Origin of the sequence: Rosistilla oblonga (assembly GCF_007751715.1) — a bacterium.
GTDB lineage: Bacteria > Planctomycetota > Planctomycetia > Pirellulales > Pirellulaceae > Rosistilla > Rosistilla oblonga.
The window spans coordinates 2,119,257-2,139,991 of the sequence record NZ_CP036292.1 but is presented as its reverse complement, the minus strand read 5'-3'; the positions used below and the strand labels follow the sequence as shown (position 1 = coordinate 2,139,991).

Genomic DNA, 20,735 nt, shown 5'->3' with positions numbered 1-20,735 from the left:
TGTCCCAAACTGCGCAGCAAGCTGCCTGCCCAAACTGCGTACATACTGGCCCCCAGCAAACCGCATCCCTGGGTTGCTCTAGATCGTTTAGCGATCGAGTGTCGATTTGCTGCGCAGGATGTGGTGGTAGTGCTGGGCAAAACGATGCGATTCGTCGCGGACGTATTGCAGCAACCGCAGCGCGAACGCGTTGCGACTCAGCCGAATCGGTTCGGACTCTCCCGGCACGAAGATCTCTTCATCTCGCTTGGCCAACGAGATCACCGTCGGCGGCGTGATCTCTTGATCGCGGAAGGCGGCCATGGCGGAGTTTAATTGCCCCTTGCCGCCGTCGATCAACAGGATGTCGGGGAACTTTTCCTGGTTGTCGCTCAGGCTGCGGAAACGCCGCGAGACGACTTCATAGATGCTGCGAAAGTCGTCGATCCCTTTGACGTCTTTGATCCGGAAGCGGCGATAGCCCGGCTTAAACGGCAGCCCATCGATGAACTGAACCAAGCTAGCGACCGTCTCGCCGCCGCTGAGATGCGCGATGTCGACTCCTTCGATCACCCGCGGCGTCTCTTTCAACGAGAGCACTTTCCGCAGTCCGGTCAGTCCCTTCTTGGGATCGACGTAAAAGACCTCCGGCTGCGCGTGAGTTTCCAGATCCCCGCGCTCGTCCAGTTTTTCAAGCATCCGAATCTCATCGCGCAGCTTCGCCGCCTTTTCAAACTGCAACGCCTTGCTCGCTTCCATCATCTCGCCGCGCAATTCGTTCAGCAGTTTCTTGCTGCCGCCGTCGAGGAAGGTTTGCAAACGACGGATGTCCTGGCGGTAATCCTCCTTGCTAATCCGTAGATTGCAGGGGGCCGTGCATTGATCGATGCTGGCCAACAGACAGGGGCGGAACCACTTCCAACGCTCGTCCCCTTCGTTGATGTCCAGCGAACAGGTGCGGAAGCGAAAGATCCGCTGCAGCACTTGGATCGCACCGCGAAGCGCTCCGGCGCTGGGGAAGGGACCGTACAGCTTGACGCCGCGATCGCGCGGTTCCCGCGTGACCTCGATCCGCGGAAACTCCTCCCGCGTCGTGATCATTAGATACGGGAAGGTCTTGTCGTCTTTAAGGTCTTTGTTGTTCTTGGGCTGGATGTCTTTGATCAGCCGCGATTCCATCAGCAGCGCGTCGACTTCGGAATCGCAGTCCATGAAGTCGATGTCGGCGATCTCGCCGATCCAGTCGGCCGTCCGCTGCTCCTCGGCCGCCGCTTTCAGAAAGTAGCTGCCGGCGCGGCTGCGGAGATTTTTCGCCTTGCCGATATAGATCACCCGCCCGGCGGCATCTTTCATCAGATAGACGCCGGGAGTTTGTGGGAACGTGCGGACCTTGGCGGCCGCGTACTCAAAGCCGAGCTCGGCTCCCGATTCGGGAGCATTGTTTGCAGACTCTGAGTTCTCGCTCATTCCATTCCTGGGCTAGTCGGCTTGCTCTTACGCACAAAGAAACCAATCGCAATCAAAATTAAGTATACGACCAACAGGCCCAAGATGGCTTGTCCCGCAACTGGATTCGATTTGTCGGTCACTTTGTCGTAGATCGCGGTTCCGGCAGCCGCCAGGGCTCCCAAGACCGAGAAGATCATCAACACATTCCACAGCAACATCCGTCCGCCGGTCGGCTTTTCGTCTCCCAAGATCCGGCGGCTGTTCATCATCAAGAAAAATGTGATGTAAGCGATCGGAAGTAACATCGAGCCGAAGCTAGATGTGAAAATCGCCAACCAGAACTTCGCTGGACTATCCCAGAAGTACATCCACGAGAAACCGAACAGTCCCGCCAAGACGACACCCAGGACAAACGGGAACGTTCCGTCGGGCTGATTGAACATTTCGCGGAAGGCGTATCCGTTGATCAGCATCAAAATGATGATCGTCGAGAATCCCATCCCGAAGACGCCCAAACCGAAGACCAGCTTGGCGAGCGAAACGCCCAACAGCGGTGCCAGCGTGTCGGCCAATTGGAATGCGTCGCGTTTGACGAGCGTCGCGGCGAGCTTCTTTTCGGTAACATCCAAATTGGCGATCATCGCCAGTTTCTTGGCTTCCAGTTTCTCGGCTTCGGCTTCGGTTTCAGATCCCGTTTCAGCTTCTTCGTCACCCAACTGTAGCTCGACGCGGGCCATCAAAGAATCCTTGACCGCGTCGAACATCGGGCTCTGCTGCATCACCGATAGATCGTTGCTGGCCAATTGGTCGTCGATCTTGCCGTGGAACGTCGACGCCGCAGCGATCACTACGCAGCTGGTCACCAAGACGTAGGGGATCGCCATGCCGGTTGCCAAGTCGAAGCGAGCCAGGCCGCGGAACGGTTTGTCCCAGCCGCGAGCGAGCATCGAATAAGGCAACAGAAAGGTCATGTTGATGCCAACCGCGGTCGCTGCCGCGGCGATCATCACCGCTCGTTGTTCGGTGACCAAACGGTTGGTCCAGAACGACTGGCCTTGCTCCGAAAGACTGGCGACCATCGCCGCCAGATCGCCTGTCGGTTGGGTCCATTGGTTCAAGTTGGGAATCAGGCCGGAAAAGATCGCACCGAAATCGAGTTCCCCTTTGACGCCCAACAGAATCGCGACGCCAAAGAAACAGATAACGACCATTCCAACGAGAGCTTTGAGCGTGATGTCGAACAGTTTTGCGGCGGCACCGCGCCGCGTGTTCAGCAACACGACAAATCCGGCGGCGAATAAAAGGATCAACGAAACGGTTCGCTTCGCTCCCATGTCTTCCCCCAACGACTGGCCTGCCAGCGGCATCAGGTTCTTATCCAACGCGTCGTAGCAGAGGCTGAACTGAGGCATACACCAGATCATGTTGGCCATCATCGTCGCGATCAACCAACCCCAACCGAGCGCCGGGTTGATCTCGGTGTTGATCGCTTCAAACGGGCGGCGTCCGGTCGACAGCGTGACGTAGCTGATCGCCGAAAGCATGATCACACCCATCGTGATCGCCATCAATTGCAGCCAGATCATGCTGGTTCCGCCCAGCACGCCCAAGAAGAGCGCTCCGGCCAGCGAACCACCGCCCAACGTGATCGCACTCTGCAACCAACCGGGGCCGGAGAGTCGAACGAACGCCGACAGCAGGCGGCCTTCAGCAGCAGCCTGTTTCAGAAATTCGCGGTCGGTGTGGACTTTGTCGACAGGGTTTCCAAATTCGGCCGGCGGCGCAACTTCGGTTTCGCTCATTCGATTCTTTCGAGGGTTTTTCAAACGTGCAACAGGCATTCTTGCCGGTCGGACGGGAGGTGAGTCACTTTAAATGGATGCGGTAGCAGTCCCGCTGGGAGCGGGTTCAAGTGTTGCAGAATACTTGGCGGATGTCGAGAACGCGAGACGTGGTCAAACCCGGATTTCGATGCGTTTTGGGGAAACCGCTGACCGTTGAGGCCAAGTTGCCGGACCGGATCGCTCCAATAAAGAGAGGTCGCTGCGTCGGGCAGCGACCTCTCCATCGTTGATCCATCGTTTGACGTCGGCAACGCGAGCGACGACTACGACACGGTCTTGGCGAACGCGCGGACGTCGACTTCCATCGCCGCCAAGCGATCGGCCAGCTTGGCCTTGGCCGCTGGCAGATCTTGCGACTCCTCAGGTGGCAGATAGGTAAAGACGTAGAATTTCACCTTCGGCTCGGTTCCGCTCGGGCGAACGGCGAAGTAGTTCCCCGACTGGTCGAGATCCAAAATCACCAGATCGCCGTCGGGACCGTCCAACGGCGACGTCGATCCATCGGCTGTGGTGATCGTCTTGGCGGTGTAATCGCGGACCTGAGCGACCTTCATGCCGCCGATCTCCTTGGGCGGATCCTGGCGATACTTGGCCATCAACTTGGTCATCAGCGCCATCCCCTCGCTACCTTCCATCATCACGTTGATCAGATGTTCGGCGTGCAGGCCATGAGTTTGCGAGAGCGAATCCATCTGCTGGTGGATCGTTTTTCCTTCGCTCTTCAGCTTCGCCACCAATTCGCTCATCAACATGCAGGCCGCCGCGGCGTCTTTGTCGCGAGCGTATTTACCGATCAGGTAACCGTGCGATTCTTCGAAGCCGAAAGCGAACTTGTCGGCTCCTTCGCGATCCATCACGCCGGCGATGTATTTGAATCCGACGAGGTTATTGTTCTCGCAGCGGCAGCCGTAGTGTTCGGCGATCCGGCTGGCCATCGCGGTGGTGACCAGCGTGGTGACGATGTAGTCGTCGCTGCAAAGGCTCCCTTCGGCCTTGCGGCTGTTGAGCACATAATCGGCCAGCAACGCGCCGATCTGGTTGCCGGTCAGCGTCGCCCAAGGGCTGCCCGCTTCGGTCGTCAACGGCGCCGCACAACCCAAGCGATCGCAATCGGGATCGGTCGCCATCACGAGATCGAAGCCTTCTTTGCTGGCTTGTTCGATCGGTGCGTCGAAGACTTGTTTGTTCTCGGGATTGGAAACGTGCCCGGGGACGTTGGGGAAATCGCCGCTTGGTTCGGCGTGCGGTTGGAAGACTTCGACGTCGGAGAATCCAACGCGTTCCAAAACCGGTAGGACGGCAGCCGATCCTACGCCGTGCAGTGGCGTGAACAAGATCTTCGCGTCGCGCGGGCCACTGAAACTGCAAGCTGTCACGTTATCGGTGAACGCCTTGTCGATCTCTTCGGTGCAGATCTCGACGCGGCCGTCGGCCAATGCGTCAGCAAACGCAACGACTTCGATCGCGTCGGTCGACATCACGCGGTCGATGATCGCTTTGTCGTGCGGCGGCAGAACTTGACCGCCCGTCGACCAATAGACCTTTACCGCGTTGTCGCTTGGTGGATTGTGGCTGGCGGTGACCATGATGCCACAGCTGCAGTGCTTTTCGCGGACGGCGAAGGAGAGTTGCGGCGTGGCGCGATAGTCGTCCAAGAAGTAGACCTTGAAGCCGTTGGCGACCATGATCCCGGCGCACAATTCGGCGAAGTGCCGCGATTTGTGCCGCGTGTCGTAAGCGATCGCACACGACAGCCCGCTGGCCGAACCTTGGTGCTGTTGCTTGACATAAGTCGCCAGCCCCTGAGCGCTCTCGCCGATCGTGCGGTCGTTGATCGCGTTGGATCCAAAATCGTACATCCGTCCGCGGCGGCCACCGGTGCCGAACGGGATGATCGTCCAGAAGACGTCGTCCAATTTCTGCCACTTTTCGTCTTCGATGTGCCGCACGATATCGTTGCGATAAGCGGCATACCGGTCTTCGCTGAGCCACGCGCGGAGATTCTCGACGGCACCGGCGGTCAATTTGCCCGCGGTATGAGCTGTTGCGATTTGTGCAAGCGCCGTTTCAACCGTGATCGTGGGGGCTGTTTGTGTCATGGGGATCGCGTATTCTTTCGTTTGTTAGGTGACCCGATGGGGGTAGCGGTCCGATTGCCGGGCCGTGGCAAAATCAATGGATTGCAAGCTGAAAAAAGGCTGAAAACTTCAGTCTGCTGAGATTCTAAAGCCTGGGTATTGGGGCTGGCAACCAGCAGCCGGGCGGACTCGTAAGCTGAGATTAGTAAAAGGGTAAAACGAAAAGATGTCGGAACTGATTATTAGCGTCAGCGGATTGCGAGGGATTGTCGGGGAGACGTTGACTCCTCCGGTTGCGGCCCGCTATTTGGCAGCGTTCTGCAACCAATTGACCGCACCGGGCCCCGTGGTGCTCTCGTACGACGGCCGGACCAGCGGACCGATGTTGCGCGATCTGGCCGCCGCGGCGATCGTCGCCTGTGGCCGCGATGTGTTGGACGCGGGCGTCGCCGCCACGCCGACCGTCGGCGTGCTGGTGAAACAATTTAAGGCGGCCGGAGCGGTCCAGATCTCCGCATCCCATAATCCTCCCGCCTACAATGGCATCAAACTCTTCTCCGCCGCCGGCCGCGTGTTGGATGCTGCCAGCGGAGCCAAGGTCCGCGAGCTGTACTTGAACGATTCGATCTCGTGGAAGGCGGCCGACGCTTTGGGCAGCTGCTGCGATATCGACGATCCGCACGCATCGCACCTGGACGCGGTGTTGGCGACTGTCGATGTCGAAGCGATCCGCAAACAGAACTTCTCCGTTGTCTTGGACAGCAACCACGGATCGGGAAGCGCACTGGGGCGACGACTGCTCGAAGCGCTCGGCTGCCGAGTGATCGTATTAGGAGACGAGCCCAACGGCCTGTTCGCCCATCCTCCCGAACCGCTGGCCGAAAATCTGCAAGGCGTTTGCGAGACGATCAAGAGCCGAGGTTGCGACGTCGGTTTCTGCCAAGATCCCGATGCCGACCGACTGGCGTTGATCGATGCCGATGGCAAGTTCATCGGTGAAGAATACACCGTCGCGATGTGCGTTCAGCGAGCGATGATGAAGCAGCCCGGCCCGATCGTGATCAATCTGGCGACCAGCAGCATGTCGCAGCAAGTGGCGATCGACGCCGGGGCGACTCCCTATCGCAGCGCCGTCGGCGAAGCGAACGTTGCCGACATGATGATCGCCAACGCCGCGGTCTACGGTGGCGAAGGGAACGGCGGACCGATCGATCCAGCCGTAGGCTATGTTCGCGACAGCTTTGTCGGCATGGCTCACGTCCTGGAACTGATGGCAACGACCGGCAAATCGATCGCCGAACTGGCGGCGGAGCTGCCGCGGTTTGAGATCTACAAAGCGAAAGCGGAGATCGGCCGCGAAGCGTTGCCAGCGGCGATGGACCAGATCGCGGCGGAGCTGCCCGATGCAGAGGTCAGCCGGATCGATGGTCTACGCTTATCGTGGTCCGACCGCTGGCTGTTGGTCCGCGGCAGCAACACCGAACCGATCGTCCGCTTCATCGCCGAAGCCCCCACGCTCGACGAAGCGAAAGCGCTCTGCGACCGAGCCGAACAGATCGTCAACGCCTGCACTTAAACGTTCTACCAGATGGAGCTTGTGAAGCTTTCAGCCGCTCCGGTTCGACTTTCTAATGACTACTGATTGAAGTCCGAGGGGGCTCGGACTTCGATCGTCGGCTTCTTTCCGTAGATGACTCCGGTATGGCTGGTGGCATCCATGTCGGCGATTAGTTTGGCGTAGAAGGGACGGTAGGCTTTGATCTTTGCGATGGCTGCGTCTCGTTTCGATTTGGAGTTTTCAAACGACTTGCGGTCGGCGACGGTTGCCGTTTTCGTAAGTCCACGCCCCGCCATGACCATCGCGTTGACCGTGTGCAACGTGTAGTTATGGTGATCGATCAGCCGGTGCAGCCGATCGAGTTCGTCCTTCGACATCTGTTTGCGATGCTCGAAGTAGATGCCGTCCATCCGCTCTTTCATCTCCGCCGCGATGGGCCAGTAGGCGGCGAGATACATGCCGGGATTGTTCGCTCCCGGATAGCGGTTGAAGAACGAAGCGATCATCGGTTCCGTGTTGGCATTGCCCGGTCCGTCGCGGAAGGTTTTCGCAAGCTGCGACTCGAGCAGATCGTAGTACGCCTTCACCGATTCGCCAGCGACTCCGTAGAGGGCGGAATAGTAGTCGCGCTCGGCGGCTTCGGCATCAAAGTCGTGATCCCACATCATCCGCGCAAGAAGATAGTGACCGGCACCGAGCAGTTCGTACGAACGGGCGATGTAGTGGTAACCGCCGTCGACTCCATGCGTCTGCTGGGCGCGGCACTTTTCGATCAAGTGCTTCGTGACCGGAGCAATCATGTACAGCGGCGTTTGGTCGTAGTGCCAGATGTCGTATTTGTAGAACGTTCCGGCCGCCCGATGCCAGCCGCGTTCCATCGCCGATTCGGACCACTGGTCGCCTTCGTAGAACGCTCCCTGGCTGAAACCGCTGTTGGTCGGATGGACCAGAAATAACATCGGATGCGGTTTCACTCGCTTCGGCGGATACTTGTAGTCGAGGTAGATGATCACGCCCAGCCGCTTGTCCGGATGTTCCTTCGCAACTCGCTCGGCCACCTGATTGCTGAACGTAAGGATGCGATCAGTTGTGATCCTGCGACCATCGGGGCGAACGTCGCCGCTGTCCAGAGCTTGGCATTTTCTGCACTCGCAAAATTTCCGCCCATCGTTGGCGGCAATCGAAAACATCTGGGAGTTCGGCGTCTTGTCGAAGTATTCGATCGCGGCGTTTGCGAAGTGTTCGACGACTTGCGGGTTGCTGGTACAAACCTGCCCGCCGCGTTTCTCCGCGTAGTGTTTCGGGTAGCGCCTGCCATTGATTTCCGCAAACCATTCCGGATGCGATTTGCCGTAGACGTCGGGCGACATGACGCGATGCCAGTTGTGCTCGTGGCGAACATCGATCGGATGCCCCAGTCGCAGCCGGCGGCCAAAGATTTGGTTCGCCAGTCCGGCGGGAGACTTTGTGAACTGCCGATACATGCAATCGGGAGCGTCAGTCAGATCGATCGGCTCGATTGCAAGGTCCTTCTTAGGCGGCGTGATCGTCCCCAGATCATCGTGCCAGGCGAACAGCATTCCGTAGCCGCGTTCGAGAAACGCGTAGGTGCCAAACAGCGTTCCCGGTTCCATCCCGACGCTGCCGGTAACGCGATGCGCACCGGCACCGGGAGTATCTCGCCCGACGATATGGATGTCCTGCCCCACGGTGCGAATACGGAAGCCTTCCGAATCCAGCCCCGCCGCCGTCACGCCCGCCTTTTCCGACCAGGGATTGCGTCCGAAGAAGATGGTTGGGGTTCCCGGCACCGGTTCGGCAACGCGTTTCGGCTCCACGCCCGTCGCCTTTGCCACCAAGTCTCGATACTCCTTCAACGCCATCACTGCCGCCGGATCGGCTTCGTCGTTTTGCAGGCAGATCATGTTGTGAACCGGATGGCCATCTTTGACAAGCACGATGCTTGCCGGCGACGTCTGCTGACCTAACGCTTCCCGACTGGGCAATGCGAGCAATGCGAAAACCGCAACGATTGATAACTTAAATGCAACGTGATGGAAGGCCGCTCGTAACTTCTGGTTTCGAATTCGAATCATGATTAAGGCGGCCTCTCCAACTGTTGTCATATTCGACGCGGTCACACGTTGCCCCCAGGCTGATGCCCGTTTGAACCCTCGCAATCTATGAACGAACTCGTTGCCAGTCAACAAATTTCATCAGTTGAACGAAAAGCGTTCGGCCTGAAGTCTGCTTCGGAATCGTGAGCCACACCGGCGTTGTCGCGGCAACACCCCGTGCGACTCATCATGCCACGATTGCCTGAATGTGAGAGCGAACCGATCTGTTATTTCCGAGGTCCCCCTCCGCCCCCACGCCGATCCCGAGGAAGCCTTGGCCGGGACGAAACACCCGATAACAAAAAGCAGATGCTCGCGGCTGATCTGCAAATTCCAAACAATTTCAAGCGAACTCAGAATTTCTGTGACTGGGAAAGCGAATCGGTTGCCTTCGGTATTAGAACCCGCCTATAGCTCACGGCTGAAGACAACGCTAGCATGGTGGGACACGACATGCCTGAAGGAGGGAAAGTGTCCGATAAATCCCCAACGAAGCGAACTCGCACCAATCCCGCGATCGTCGACGATACAGTGCTGAACGACTTCGTCAGCGGCAAGCTTGATTCGGTGGCTGAACTGCGCGTTGCGGCGATGATCGAGTGCAATCCGGAACTGCAGTCGCGGGTTGCGGCGTTGTCGGGGGATGGATTTCTGAAGCGTGTTCAAGAGACCAAGGCAGCCAACCCGAGTCTCGCCGCGGGAGATCCCAGCATCGTCAAACAGAGCGTTTCGCAATCGAGACCATCCCCGCAACCGACCGGCTTGCCCGAAGAACTCACCGCCTGCACCGACTACCACGTTCTCAAGGAACTTGGTCGCGGCGGGATGGGAGTTGTTTATCTGGCCAAATATATCCCGATGGATCGGGTCGAGGTGTTGAAGGTACTCAGCGATCAATTGGTCACCAACGATTCCGCCAAACAACGCTTCCGCAACGAGATGCGGGCGATCGGAAAATTGAACCACCCCGCGATCGCGACAGCTTACCAACAGGTTCCATTGCCGACGCAGTTAGTCTTTTCGATGGAGTATGTTCCGGGAGTCGACCTGCATCGGTTCATTCGCAAATATCACCCCGTTCCGATTCCCGTCGCGTGCACGCTGGCACTCCAGATCGCTGCCGCGTTGCAGCATGCGAATTCGAAACATACGGTGCACCGCGACATCAAACCATCCAACGTGATGGTCTTTAAAGAGGATGGAAATCTGCGGATCAAAATTCTCGACTTTGGTCTCGCCAAGGCTAGCAGTGAACGCAACACCGAAGGGCTGACTGCCGATGGAACGATGCTGGGGACGCCCGAATACATGGCTCCCGAACAAGCCTTGAATGCCGCCGCCGCGGACATTCGAGCCGACATCTACAGCCTGGGGTGCACGTTGTATCACTTGCTGATGGGAAAGCCGCCGTTCAGCGGAACATTCCAAAGCGTCTTGATGGCACATGCCCAACAGGAAGCCGATTATGTCAGTCTGTCGCGGCTGGACGTTCCGGTCGAGCTATCCAAGATCATCGCCAAAATGATGGCCAAGGAGCCGTCGAAAAGGTATTCCACGCCAAAGCAAGTTGCCGACGCGCTTAAGCCGTTTGCGGGCAAAGCCAATTTCAAATCACAAACGCAAATCGATCCTGCCAAGACCGACACTCACGTCGACCTGCCATCTCCCAGTCGCGACACCTCGATCGAACAACCCGTAATCGCTCCGGTTGTCGCTCGCCAGCCGAGCGTGGCGGCGAGTCTTGCCGATTTGAAAGTCAGCGATCGGCGTGTCGGTAAATCGGTTCAGCCTGCCAAGCGGACGCAAAGTGGCGGAGGTCGGTCCAAGCTGCCGCCGACGTTGGCAATCGCAAGCGGCGGTGGCTTTCTCGCATTGTTGCTCGCCGCGGTGTTGATGCTTCGCACCGGCGAGGGGACGATCGTGATCGAAAATCTCCCCGACGATGCGGAGGTTTTGGTCGACCAAGAAACGATTCAGCTCCGCTGGAACGAAGGGGAATCGCTGGCCAGTGTTCGGGTAAAACCGGGAACCCGCCACGTCGAAGTCCGTTCGGGCGGAATCGCGATCGCGGGCGAAACGGTAACGATCGAACGAGGCGACCAGGAAACGATCCGTTTAAAAGTGCAACCGGTCGAGCCAAGCGAGTCGGTGCCGCCAACCAAATCGCCCCCTGCCGTGGAAGCGGTCGCCACGGTGCCATCACCAATGCCGCCACCGACGCCAAGCGTCTCGCCAGAAGTCGCACCATCTGTCTCGCCAACACTTCCGCCTGGCGGAACGATCCAATCGCTTAGCGAAGCGAGTCTCGACCGTCTGTTTTCACCGGGAGCGGTCTGGGGCGGAAGCGATAACGGCAAACCAGTCTCGTTGACCATGTTGTCTCGCACGGGGACTTCGTTTCGCGCGTTGTTTTCTATGGCGCAAGGGTTCCAACGCGAAGTGCGAGGTGAGATCAAAGAAGGCAAGATGAGTTGGCTTGCCAGCGACGTGCATGCGATTGCTGGAAACGTAGGTGGAGACAACTCGGGAACCATCTCGAACGATGCAGTCGGCCCGCGAATCGATTTCCAATGGCAGGGACCTGGCGATCGATCGGGCAGTTTTGCTGTTCGACCTCAGGGACCACTTGTGCCTCCGCAGGACGCGGTCGAATTCCGAGGTTCTCATTACAAACTGTTCACAGAAAATCTTACCTGGCACGAAGCGCGAAATCGCTGCACGTTGCTGGGGGGCAATCTTGCGGTCGTCAAGTCGCAGGAAGAAAACGATTTCCTCTTCCAGATCAGCAAAAAAGCGGGGCTCGATGCGGTTTGGGTGGGTGCCAGCGATGAAGACCAAGAGGGCAAGTGGACGTGGATAACGGGGGAACCGCTGAGATATCGCAACTGGGTTGGAAGCCAACCCGACAACAAAGATGGCGGCGAAGACTTCATGGTATTGATCGCCAACTTTACAAAGGTGCGGAGAGTCCAGAGTTTTTGGGCCGACCAACCCAATCAATCGGTGCAGCACAATCCTGGTTATTTCTGCCAATGGTTTGGGCGCGAACAGCCAGACAACAACGCTGACGGTTCTGATTCGGGAAACCTGGGAAGCACTTCCAGCATCAGCCAGCCCCAGCCAAGCACCAACGAGTTTGTGCAGCTGTTCGATGGTTCCGACACAAGTGCCTGGCAGTCGCTGGGCCCGTTTAAAGTGCGGGATGGAATGTTGGTAGCGAAGGACGGCGAGGGACTTGCGATCTCGCGCGATGAATATGATGACTTCGAACTCGCCGCAGAATGGAAGATCGGTCCCAACGCAAACAGTGGGATCTATTACCGCGAATTGAACTCTCAAACCTCCGCGGGGACCGAATATCAAATCATCGACGAGGTGGGATTCGCCAATGTGATGAGCCCCAAAATGTCGACCGGTTCGCTTTGGCGAGTGATCGCCCCCGCAGGTGCCACCAACACGCGGCTTGGACAATGGAATACGACTCGGATCGTTTGCAACGGGACGACGGTGGAACACTGGCTCAACGGCAAGAAGCTGCTTGAGTACGACACCTCTTCGCCGTCCTGGCGAAAAACACTATCGGAATCTAGACGCAGAGGTCAGCCGGAGATCCACGTACGACGCAGCGGGCACATACTTTTGCAATCGCTCGACGGTGAGGTCGCCTTCCGGTCGATCAGCATCCGCCCTATCTCCGGTTAAAATTAAACAAGTTCGTATTGATCGATGACAGCATGAACGACGACGCGCCACCACCAACCCAACTCGAGTCCGACGAAGAGGTGCAGCGCGTGCAGGCTGAACTTCGCCGCCAAGCGAAAGGGTCCGCCAAAACAACAGCCGACAATGACGAAAAGATGTTTCGTCCGACCGCGCGGCCGCCTGTTGCGTTGCTGGTCGTCTGCGACGATGGAAAGGATTCCGGCGAAGCGATCCGGATCCGCGGAGATCGGTTTTCGATTGGTCGGACCGAAGGCGACTTGCAGATCACACACGACGAAATGATTTCGTCGCGGCATCTTGCGATCCACCGCCAATCGGTCGCCGGACAAACTCGGTTGTGCGTCACCGATCTGCAGAGCCGCAACGGATTGTTCGTTCGCGTAACCAAGGCTCCTCTGATGCACGATGCAGAGGTCTTGATCGGCGGCGGCCACTACAAGATGGATATTGTTCGCGAAGAGGTTCCCGAAACCGTCGCGATGGCAGGCGTCGAGGATCTGTTGCCGGCATCGACCAAGGCGTTGGAGGGGCAACATCTGCCGGGAGCGGTGATCTTTTCGGAGATCGTTGCGGGGCGCGCCGAGGCGCGTACGATGCTCGATCGCCAACGGTATGTGATCGGACGCGGCGAAGGTTGCGACATCCAACGCCCCCGCGATCCCTTCACACGCATGCAACACGCCGTGCTAACTCGCAGCGAACGAGGCACCTGGGTTATCGAAAGCGGTAATACGATCAATGGGATTTGGTTGCGAGTGCCACAGATTGTGCTGAACGTAGGCAAGTCTTGCGAGTTTCGGATTGGGGAACAACGCTTCCGATTAAAGTTTGGCAGGCGAACATGAGGTTGCACATCGAACACGCCGATGGATCGGTTCAGGTCTTCGACTTCCGAAACCAAGCGGTCCGCTTGGGAAGAGCCAAGGATTGCGAAGTGCGGTTCGACGACGCACGCTACCCCAAAGTCAGTTCGCTGCACGCGGAACTGCAATTCGATGGCGATGGCTGGCGTTTGCTGCATCACAGTCGATCGAACCAGACCTTGATCAATGGAGCGACGGTGGATTCGTCGCATCGAATTAATAGTGGCGATACGATTCGACTGGGCTTCACCGGTCCAATCGTGCAAGTGATCGGTCTCGAAGAGGCGCGGTCGGCTCCCGCGGGAACTCTGCTGACGGCTGAGGTTCCTAAGATTCTCCAGCAGTTGCAAAACCTGGAGACCTTCGATATTGGCAACGGTGGGTTGATCGGGCGCGATCCCGATCTCGCCGACTTTTGTCTCGACCATCCGCACGTTTCGCGATCGCACGCACAACTATCCCGCGACGGCCAACAGATCGCGATCGAAGATGTTGGCAGCGCCAACGGGACCTTTGTCAATGGACAACCGATCGCGACGCGGTGCCAATTAAACGATGGCGACACGATCGACATCGGGCCGTTTTCGTTGGAACTGCGAGCGCATCGACTGGTCAGTCGTTCGCGAAAGAACAACGTCCAATTGGTCGCCGAACGATTGGGGCTGGAGATACGAGCGGGCGGTCGTGGCGATGCCTTGCGGTTGCTGAACAACGTGGAACTGGTACTCAATCCAGGTGAGTTTGCTTGCATCATCGGGCCCAGCGGGTCGGGAAAGTCGACGTTGTTGCGAATGCTCAGCGGTCGCGGCGATCCGACCGAGGGCCGAGCGTATGTCAACGGACGCGATCTGCATCGCAACTTCAACGCGATCAAGACCGATCTGTGCGTGATCCCCCAATCGCTTACGCTGCACGAATCACTGACGGTTCAGCAGACACTTCGATTTGCCGCGGCGTTGCGTCTGCCGCCCGATCTGCGACCGGCCGAACTGGAACAGGCTGTCGATACGATCGTCCAGAGAGTGGGCTTGGAAACGCGTCGCGATGTGCGGATTTCGCAACTTAGCGGCGGACAGCTGAAACGCGTCGGGCTGGGGACCGAACTGATCTCCGACCCCAGCTTGCTGTTCCTCGATGAGGTGACGTCGGGGCTGGATGAACAGGCCGACCAAGAGATGATGCAGTTGTTCCAACGCCTCTCTGCCAGTGGCAAGACGCTTGTCTGCGTGACCCACAATCTGGCGCATGTCAGCGAATACTGCGGATTGATTCTGGTGCTGACCGCAGGCGGACATCTCGCCTTTTTGGGTACTCCCGCTGAAGCGCTCGAATATTTCAAGGTGAATCGATTGGCGGAAATCTATCCGGCGCTCGCCAAACAGCCGGCGGAAGCATCGGCCGCTGCCTTCCTGACAAGTCCGCACTACCGCCGGTATGTCGTCGACCGAAAACCCGCACTTCAGAAACAAGACTCCGAGGCAGCGGCGTCGCAATCTTCTTACCGCACGTCGGCGTCGATTGGCCGGCGGCAGTTTGCCACCATCTTTCGCCGCACCGTTGCCGTTTGGCGAGGCGACCTTCCAGCGGTCGCCACGTTGATCGGACAGCCGCTGCTGGTGGGCCTCTTGCTGTGTCTCGTCTTCGGGCGGTTTGAGGACTTGAGCGAAAGTCTCCCGCCCGAACGGATCGCCACGACACGTAATCTGTTGTTCCTGTTGAGCGTCAGCTGTTTTTGGCTGGGATGCAATTCGAGCGTCAAAGAACTGGTTCAGGAACGGATGATCTATGGTCGCGAACGCAATTTCAACTTGATCCCCGAAGCCTATCTCGGCGCGAAGATCTTGTTTTTTGCATTGCTCTCCCTCGGCCAAGCGGCTTTGTTGGGAGCGATCGCGATCGCTTGGTACGATCCTCCCGGCGACAAGTTGCCGATGCTTGGCACCCTGTGTCTGCTGGCGCTAACGGGATCATTATTAGGGCAAGCGATCTCGGCCTGTTCGAAATCGGAAGAGACCGCAGTGGCGATCGTCCCCGTCGTGGTGATCCCTCAGATCATCCTCGGTGGCGTAGTCGCTTCGCTGTCGGGGTTGCCCGAATGGATCGCCAAAACAACCACGACGGTATTTTGGGGGCAGAAAGCGATCGAGGGTTGCCTGCCGGAAGCCGAACGGCTCGCCGCCGATTTCGAGCCGTCTCTTCCCACGTCGTACCTCGTGATATTGCTGCACGCCACGATCTTTTTAGCTATCGCCTGGTTCGGGACACGCCGCACAACAACCGGTGTTTAACGCTTGTATTTCAGCGAACCGGCGGCGTGAAGAAGGCTATCGATCGCGGGGCCGACAGAAGGTAAGACGCAGCGTATTTGAGAACCAGCCGATGCGGGGACGAACTTGCGAACGCCGATTGCGCCAACGCAAATCTCGCCAAGCCTGCAATTCCTTGCTGCGACGGCACTTCTTTTCGTTATGACGGTGGTTGGTTGCGAGTTGTCTTTTCGATCCAGGCTCGCCAGGTCGCCAAGTCGGCTTCGTCGATCATCGGCGTCGGCAGAGGCGGGACGCGTTGTACGTGGCCGGTGTTGGGGTCGTGAACGCCAACCTTCAACAAGCCGTTGGCATCGACTTCTAAAACCGCTTCCAACGGTGCTTCGGCGTCGTGTTCGGGTAGATGGAAGTTTCCCAACGACCGCCAAGCGTCTCCCTGCCAGCCAGCCGATTCGATCAGCGTCAGCGAAGGGCGTTGGCCCGGCTGGGGTTGCAGCAGACGTCGCGACTTGCGCGCGGGCAGCTTGGTCGCTCGCGGCAAGACCGGAACCGTCCGCGGTCGCTTTTGCTTGCCGTCGCGAATCAATAGCCCCAGGTCGTGCGTGCTGCACGAATGGGGAGCCGGGAAGCCGTGCGTTTGCCCAGGCAATTCCCCCATCACCGCCGACGCAGCTCCCGCAGCCAAGGCGGGACGATCGACAGCGATGATCGGCATCTGCGATCCGATTCGGCCTCGCAACACGTCGCTGACCTGAGGCATTCGCGTCAACATGCCGACGGTCAAACAATTGCTCAACTGGCTCGCGTCGACTCCCGATTCTTTGAGCGCTTGACCGATCATGCCATTGAGATGGACCAACAGGTCGCTGCAAGCCGCTCCCAACGTCGCCCGCTTGAGCGTGACTGTCGCGTCGCGGCCCTGCAGCCGGAAATCGAGATCGGCTTGCGGTTTGATCGACAGCTGGCGAAGCGCCTTCTCGCACGCCAATTGCAGACTGACAGCATCCTTGAGGTCTTTGCGGGGATCGAGTCGCAGCCGCCGCAGACAATCGGTAGCTGCCAGATCGACGACACGCTGTTGCCATGCCAGCAGGCCCAAATTCCAGTCGCCGACGCTGGCTAATAATTGCAATCGGCCGCCGACATGCCGGACCACCGAGATCTCCATCGCCAACCCGGTCAACGAGACGACCATCCAATAACAGACCTCCGAGGGCTTCGGCGGTGGCAGGGCAGCATGTTCTTCGATCAACTGACTTTGCGCGGCAGCCAGCGGCCGATCGATCAAGCGGATCGAATCGAATCCGGCGACCTGAGCCGCTTGCATCGTGCTGCGTCGCCGCGCTTGGTCGTAACAGGCGGGAACGGTGACGGCCACCACCGCCGGACGCCCATTTAATTCCCAAGCGTTCCGCGCCGCGTGACGCATGATCATCCCGATTGCAACTTCGGGCGGACACTGGCGGTCGCCGATGTGGCGATCCAACTTCGTCGTCCCCAGATACAACTGCACGCAGTGAGCCAGGCGATGCGGCGTCTTGGTCCGCAACTTAATCGCATCGCTGCCAAAGATCGTCTGTTCGTCGCGAGTCGTGGCGACGGCGGACTGCAGCAGCGGTTGATTGTTGATCCCCGCGTTGCCCGTCCGAACCGGATGCCCCGCTTCGGCCATCGCGGCGGCGACGTAAAACATCCCCACGTCCAGCCCCAACACACTCGAACGCCCGACCGCGGTGGTCGCTTCGACGCCGTCGGTCAATTGTTCTCCCGGGAGCGTCAACCGCGAACCGGCTTCGGTCCAATCCGACAGCGTCGCGCCGGCTAACCATTCGTCGAGATCCTCCAAGACTTCGGCCAACGAACTGTAGCGACCGTCGAGTCGCTTGGCCAACATTCGCCGGATCACTTGGTCCAGGCGGACGTCGACGTCGGGGCGGAGAGCGAAGAGATCGGGGAGCGGTTCATCGCGGTGCGCCCGCGCCTGGTCGAGGATTCCACCTTGGTACAGCGTGCGGCCGGTGAGGAGGAAGAAAAACGTGGCACCGAGGCTGTAGATGTCGTTGCGGCGATCGGGATTCGAAGCGTCTTCGATCTGCTCGGGAGCCATATATTCGATCGTTCCGACCAACCGACCTCGCTTCCGCTGCTTGTCCGGTTCCGAACCGATCGTCGCCAACCCGAGGTCGAGAACTTTGACGATCCCCTCGGGAGTGAGCATCAGATTGCTTGGCTTGACGTCGCGATGGACGATCCCGGCGCGATGCGCGTGCTGCAAACCGGTGGCGGCTTGGCGAATCAGGTCGACGGCGCGGGAGAGTTCCAGCGGCCCCGACGCGCGGACGATCTGGGTGAGCGTCGCCCCCTCGAGATACTCCATCGCCAGATAGTGCAGATCGCCTTTGTGCCCGGCGTCAAACGCTGTCACGATATTGGGATGCATCAAGCGAGCCGCGGCGCGGACTTCGGCATAAAACCTGTCGACCGATTTGTGGTTTTGCATCCGGCTGGGCGGCAACATCTTCAGCGCCACGATGCGGTCCATCGGACGGTGAACCGCGTGGTAGACCCGCCCCATTCCTCCCGAACCAATCAAACGGGTGACGGTGTAGTCGCCGATCTCGGTCGGCAGGGCCAGTTCCCGATCGTCGTCGACGACCGAAAAATCGGATTCGCGCGGATCGTGAGCGCTGGCCGCATCAAGGTCTTGCGTGATATCGAGTTTCGGCCGTGGTGTCGGATTCTCGGGCATAGCCTACGCTGCGTTGGAACCGGGCCGGGACGCCCCTGCTGTGCTTTGAATTCTAAGCTTTATTTTCGGCCCGATGCTATCAGGAATCGTCCAGCGAGAGCCATTAATGTCGAAGATTAGCGTTCGTTGGGGCTGTTCGGGTCGCAGGGCGATTCGCTCTTTTTCCAATTCCAACGACATTAGCGAATAATCTCTTTATTGCGATTATCCCGTTGGTCGATGCTGAACTCGTAGCTAGAAGGCGGGGGGCATGCAAGCCGCCGGCTGCAATCGTCATTGGCCGATATGGAAGGATGCATTTATGTTTCGGGCGGGCCTTTTAGGTTTGATCGCATTGTTGGTTGGAACTGCACAGTTGCAGGCACAGGTTGCATCCAACGCACCTGCGCAGCGGCCGGTAGCGTACGTGTTATCCGAGCAAGTGACCTGCGTTTGCGGTCACGTAAACGAAAATTACGTTGGCGGGCCGCGAGGTTGCAGCCAATGTGGGCAACCGATGCCCGAACCGCCTACAGGTCAGGGCGGCGATATCGCTACCGTTGCCTATCAAGACGCGCACCAGCACCACGATTCGGCCTACTACGAGCAACCGCTAGCGTATGACGAACCGATGCACTACGGAAATCCAACGGCATCCTGCGGACCGGAGTGTGCGCCCAGCCGATGTGAGATGCTGTTAAACGCCTTCAGCAATCTCGCCTGCTTAAACGATTGTGCTCCGTCACCTGCGTTAAACATCAGCCAAGCCCCCGTGATGATCGGCGGCGGCTTTGGTGGATCCGGACGGACCAATCTGCGAGGAACTCAGATCGTTAGCGGAACATCGTTTGTCGCCACCGGCACCGGAACGATTCCGGTCAACCAAGCGAACAGTTCGCTGCTGTACGACGTCGCCGGCAACGTCGCCAATCCCGACTTCGCTTCGATCCTGACCGGTACGTTAGGTGGCGATGGACGCTATACGTTCCAAGTCGTCGAGAGCATCGGCGGGACCAATCTGGGGCTGCCACCAAACACCGTATTCCTGAACGCGACGGCGACCGAACAGGTCGGCGGCGGAATCGTCAACGGAGAACTGTGGGACATCTCGGTCAACGGACTGCAAACGTTTAACATTGTCATCCCCGACGCAGCCAACGCGGGAGCGGCGGTTGTCGGTCGGTCGAAGATCGCGACAAACAACAGCGCTATGCCGCGAACTCGCACCTTTTTCAACTACGACTTGATGAACAATGTGCCGCTCAACGATGCGGGAGTTTCGGTGAACCGATTCACTCCGGGCTTTGAGTATGCGTTTGGTCGCAACGATGGCGCATCGATCGAGTTCCGCGTTCCCTTCGCATCGACCCTGTCGTCCGACGTGATCGCCAATGGCCAAACGCAAACCGGCGACGTCGAATTCGGCGATCTGTTCCTCGCCTACAAACAGGTGTTGTATCAATCGACCGACGTCGTCTTTTCGGGAGGTGTTTCGCTGACGCTGCCATCGACAAACGACCTGAACGTCCAAATGGCCGACGGATCGACAGCCCTGCTGGTCGAGAACCAAGCGATCCACCTGATGCCTTATTTCGCCAGCATCGTGAACCTGACCGAACGGATGTTCTACCAAGGATTCATCCAAGTCGACATCGACGTCACGGGGAACCACGTTGTGACAAACAGCGGGATGGAGAGTCGTCTTCGCGACACGACCCGTCTGTATAGCGATGGAGCGTTAGGGTACTTCCTGCGACGTCGCGGTGAAAAGCCCGATGCCATCTTCAACGCGATCATCCCGACGATCGAAATGCATTACGAACGTCAATTGCAACGCGGCAACACCTTGTCCGATGGGATCTTTGTTTTGGGAACTCCCAACGCCGACTACCAATCGAACTTCAACATGGTCTTCGGCAGCACATTTGAAGTCTGCAATAACGAAGCGATTTCTGTGGGCTACGCCGTTCCGATGGGCGATGGAACCGACCAGATGTTCGACGGCCAGTTGAGAGCCGTCTGGAACCGCTACTTCTAATCCGACGATGCACCACTATGCTGCTCTCCCAGAACGCCGCGTCGGGCTGGGAGAGCAAGGCATTGGATCTCGGCTTATCTTAAACGCCATC

Annotated in this window: 10 protein-coding genes; 5 read left to right on the top strand and 5 right to left on the bottom strand. The window is 58.4% G+C overall.

The genetic code is table 11. The annotated features are described in order from the left end of the window. Positions 1-87 precede the first annotated feature (87 nt). The 3 genes from CA51_RS07595 to CA51_RS07585 form a co-directional block, all read right to left on the bottom strand. Positions 88-1,446, bottom strand: coding sequence for an excinuclease ABC subunit UvrC (locus CA51_RS07595; RefSeq protein ID WP_145092157.1), 1,359 nt, complete (start codon positions 1,444-1,446; stop codon positions 88-90). After that, the gene (locus CA51_RS07590; protein WP_145119293.1) at positions 1,443-3,230 is read right to left on the bottom strand and encodes a divalent metal cation transporter; all 1,788 of its coding nucleotides are present in this window, start codon (positions 3,228-3,230) and stop codon (positions 1,443-1,445) included. The genes CA51_RS07595 and CA51_RS07590 overlap by 4 nt, the downstream gene beginning before the upstream one ends. A gap of 305 nt (positions 3,231-3,535) precedes the next feature. Continuing rightward, positions 3,536-5,371 carry a phospho-sugar mutase gene (locus tag CA51_RS07585; protein WP_145119291.1) on the bottom strand — a complete coding sequence of 612 codons (1,836 nt, stop codon included), beginning with the start codon at positions 5,369-5,371 and terminating at the stop codon, positions 3,536-3,538. A 205-nt stretch (positions 5,372-5,576) separates the two neighbouring features. Between CA51_RS07585 and glmM the strand changes: the two genes are divergently transcribed. Continuing rightward, complete coding sequence (gene glmM, locus CA51_RS07580) at positions 5,577-6,926, top strand: phosphoglucosamine mutase (RefSeq protein ID WP_145119289.1); 1,350 nt, start codon at positions 5,577-5,579, stop codon at positions 6,924-6,926. 59 nt (positions 6,927-6,985) lie between these two features. On the opposite strand, the gene CA51_RS07575 is transcribed toward glmM, so the two are convergent. After that, complete coding sequence (locus CA51_RS07575) at positions 6,986-8,914, bottom strand: DUF4838 domain-containing protein (RefSeq protein ID WP_197451667.1); 1,929 nt, start codon at positions 8,912-8,914, stop codon at positions 6,986-6,988. 582 nt (positions 8,915-9,496) lie between these two features. Here CA51_RS07575 and CA51_RS07570 point away from each other — a divergent pair. Genes CA51_RS07570 through CA51_RS07560 form a run of 3 tightly spaced genes read left to right on the top strand, consistent with a single transcriptional unit; the run spans position 9,497 to position 15,899 of the window. After that, complete coding sequence (locus tag CA51_RS07570) at positions 9,497-12,727, top strand: protein kinase domain-containing protein (RefSeq protein ID WP_197451666.1); 3,231 nt, start codon at positions 9,497-9,499, stop codon at positions 12,725-12,727. 32 nt (positions 12,728-12,759) lie between these two features. After that, on the top strand, positions 12,760-13,593 hold the full coding sequence (locus CA51_RS07565) for an FHA domain-containing protein (RefSeq protein WP_145119283.1): 834 nt from the start codon (positions 12,760-12,762) through the stop codon (positions 13,591-13,593). Further along, on the top strand, positions 13,590-15,899 hold the full coding sequence (locus tag CA51_RS07560) for an FHA domain-containing protein (RefSeq protein ID WP_145119281.1): 2,310 nt from the start codon (positions 13,590-13,592) through the stop codon (positions 15,897-15,899). Before CA51_RS07565 ends, CA51_RS07560 begins: the two co-directional genes overlap by 4 nt. A gap of 178 nt (positions 15,900-16,077) precedes the next feature. Here CA51_RS07560 and CA51_RS07555 read toward each other — a convergent pair whose 3' ends face one another. Next, on the bottom strand, positions 16,078-18,627 hold the full coding sequence (locus CA51_RS07555; protein ID WP_145119279.1) for a protein kinase domain-containing protein: 2,550 nt from the start codon (positions 18,625-18,627) through the stop codon (positions 16,078-16,080). A gap of 496 nt (positions 18,628-19,123) precedes the next feature. On the opposite strand from CA51_RS07555, the gene CA51_RS07550 reads away from it, so the two are divergent. Further along, positions 19,124-20,644 carry a hypothetical protein gene (locus CA51_RS07550; RefSeq protein ID WP_145119277.1) on the top strand — a complete coding sequence of 507 codons (1,521 nt, stop codon included), beginning with the start codon at positions 19,124-19,126 and terminating at the stop codon, positions 20,642-20,644. The last annotated feature ends 91 nt before the right edge of the window (positions 20,645-20,735 follow it).

Coding starts and splice junctions, on each gene's coding strand:
- CA51_RS07595 (WP_145092157.1), bottom strand. CDS start 1,446: ATGAGCGAGAACTCAGAGTCTGCAAACAATGCTCCCGAATCGGGAGCC.
- CA51_RS07590 (WP_145119293.1), bottom strand. CDS start 3,230: ATGAGCGAAACCGAAGTTGCGCCGCCGGCCGAATTTGGAAACCCTGTC.
- CA51_RS07585 (WP_145119291.1), bottom strand. CDS start 5,371: ATGACACAAACAGCCCCCACGATCACGGTTGAAACGGCGCTTGCACAA.
- glmM (WP_145119289.1), top strand. CDS start 5,577: ATGTCGGAACTGATTATTAGCGTCAGCGGATTGCGAGGGATTGTCGGG.
- CA51_RS07565 (WP_145119283.1), top strand. CDS start 12,760: ATGAACGACGACGCGCCACCACCAACCCAACTCGAGTCCGACGAAGAG.
- CA51_RS07560 (WP_145119281.1), top strand. CDS start 13,590: ATGAGGTTGCACATCGAACACGCCGATGGATCGGTTCAGGTCTTCGAC.
- CA51_RS07555 (WP_145119279.1), bottom strand. CDS start 18,627: ATGCCCGAGAATCCGACACCACGGCCGAAACTCGATATCACGCAAGAC.
- CA51_RS07550 (WP_145119277.1), top strand. CDS start 19,124: ATGCCCGAACCGCCTACAGGTCAGGGCGGCGATATCGCTACCGTTGCC.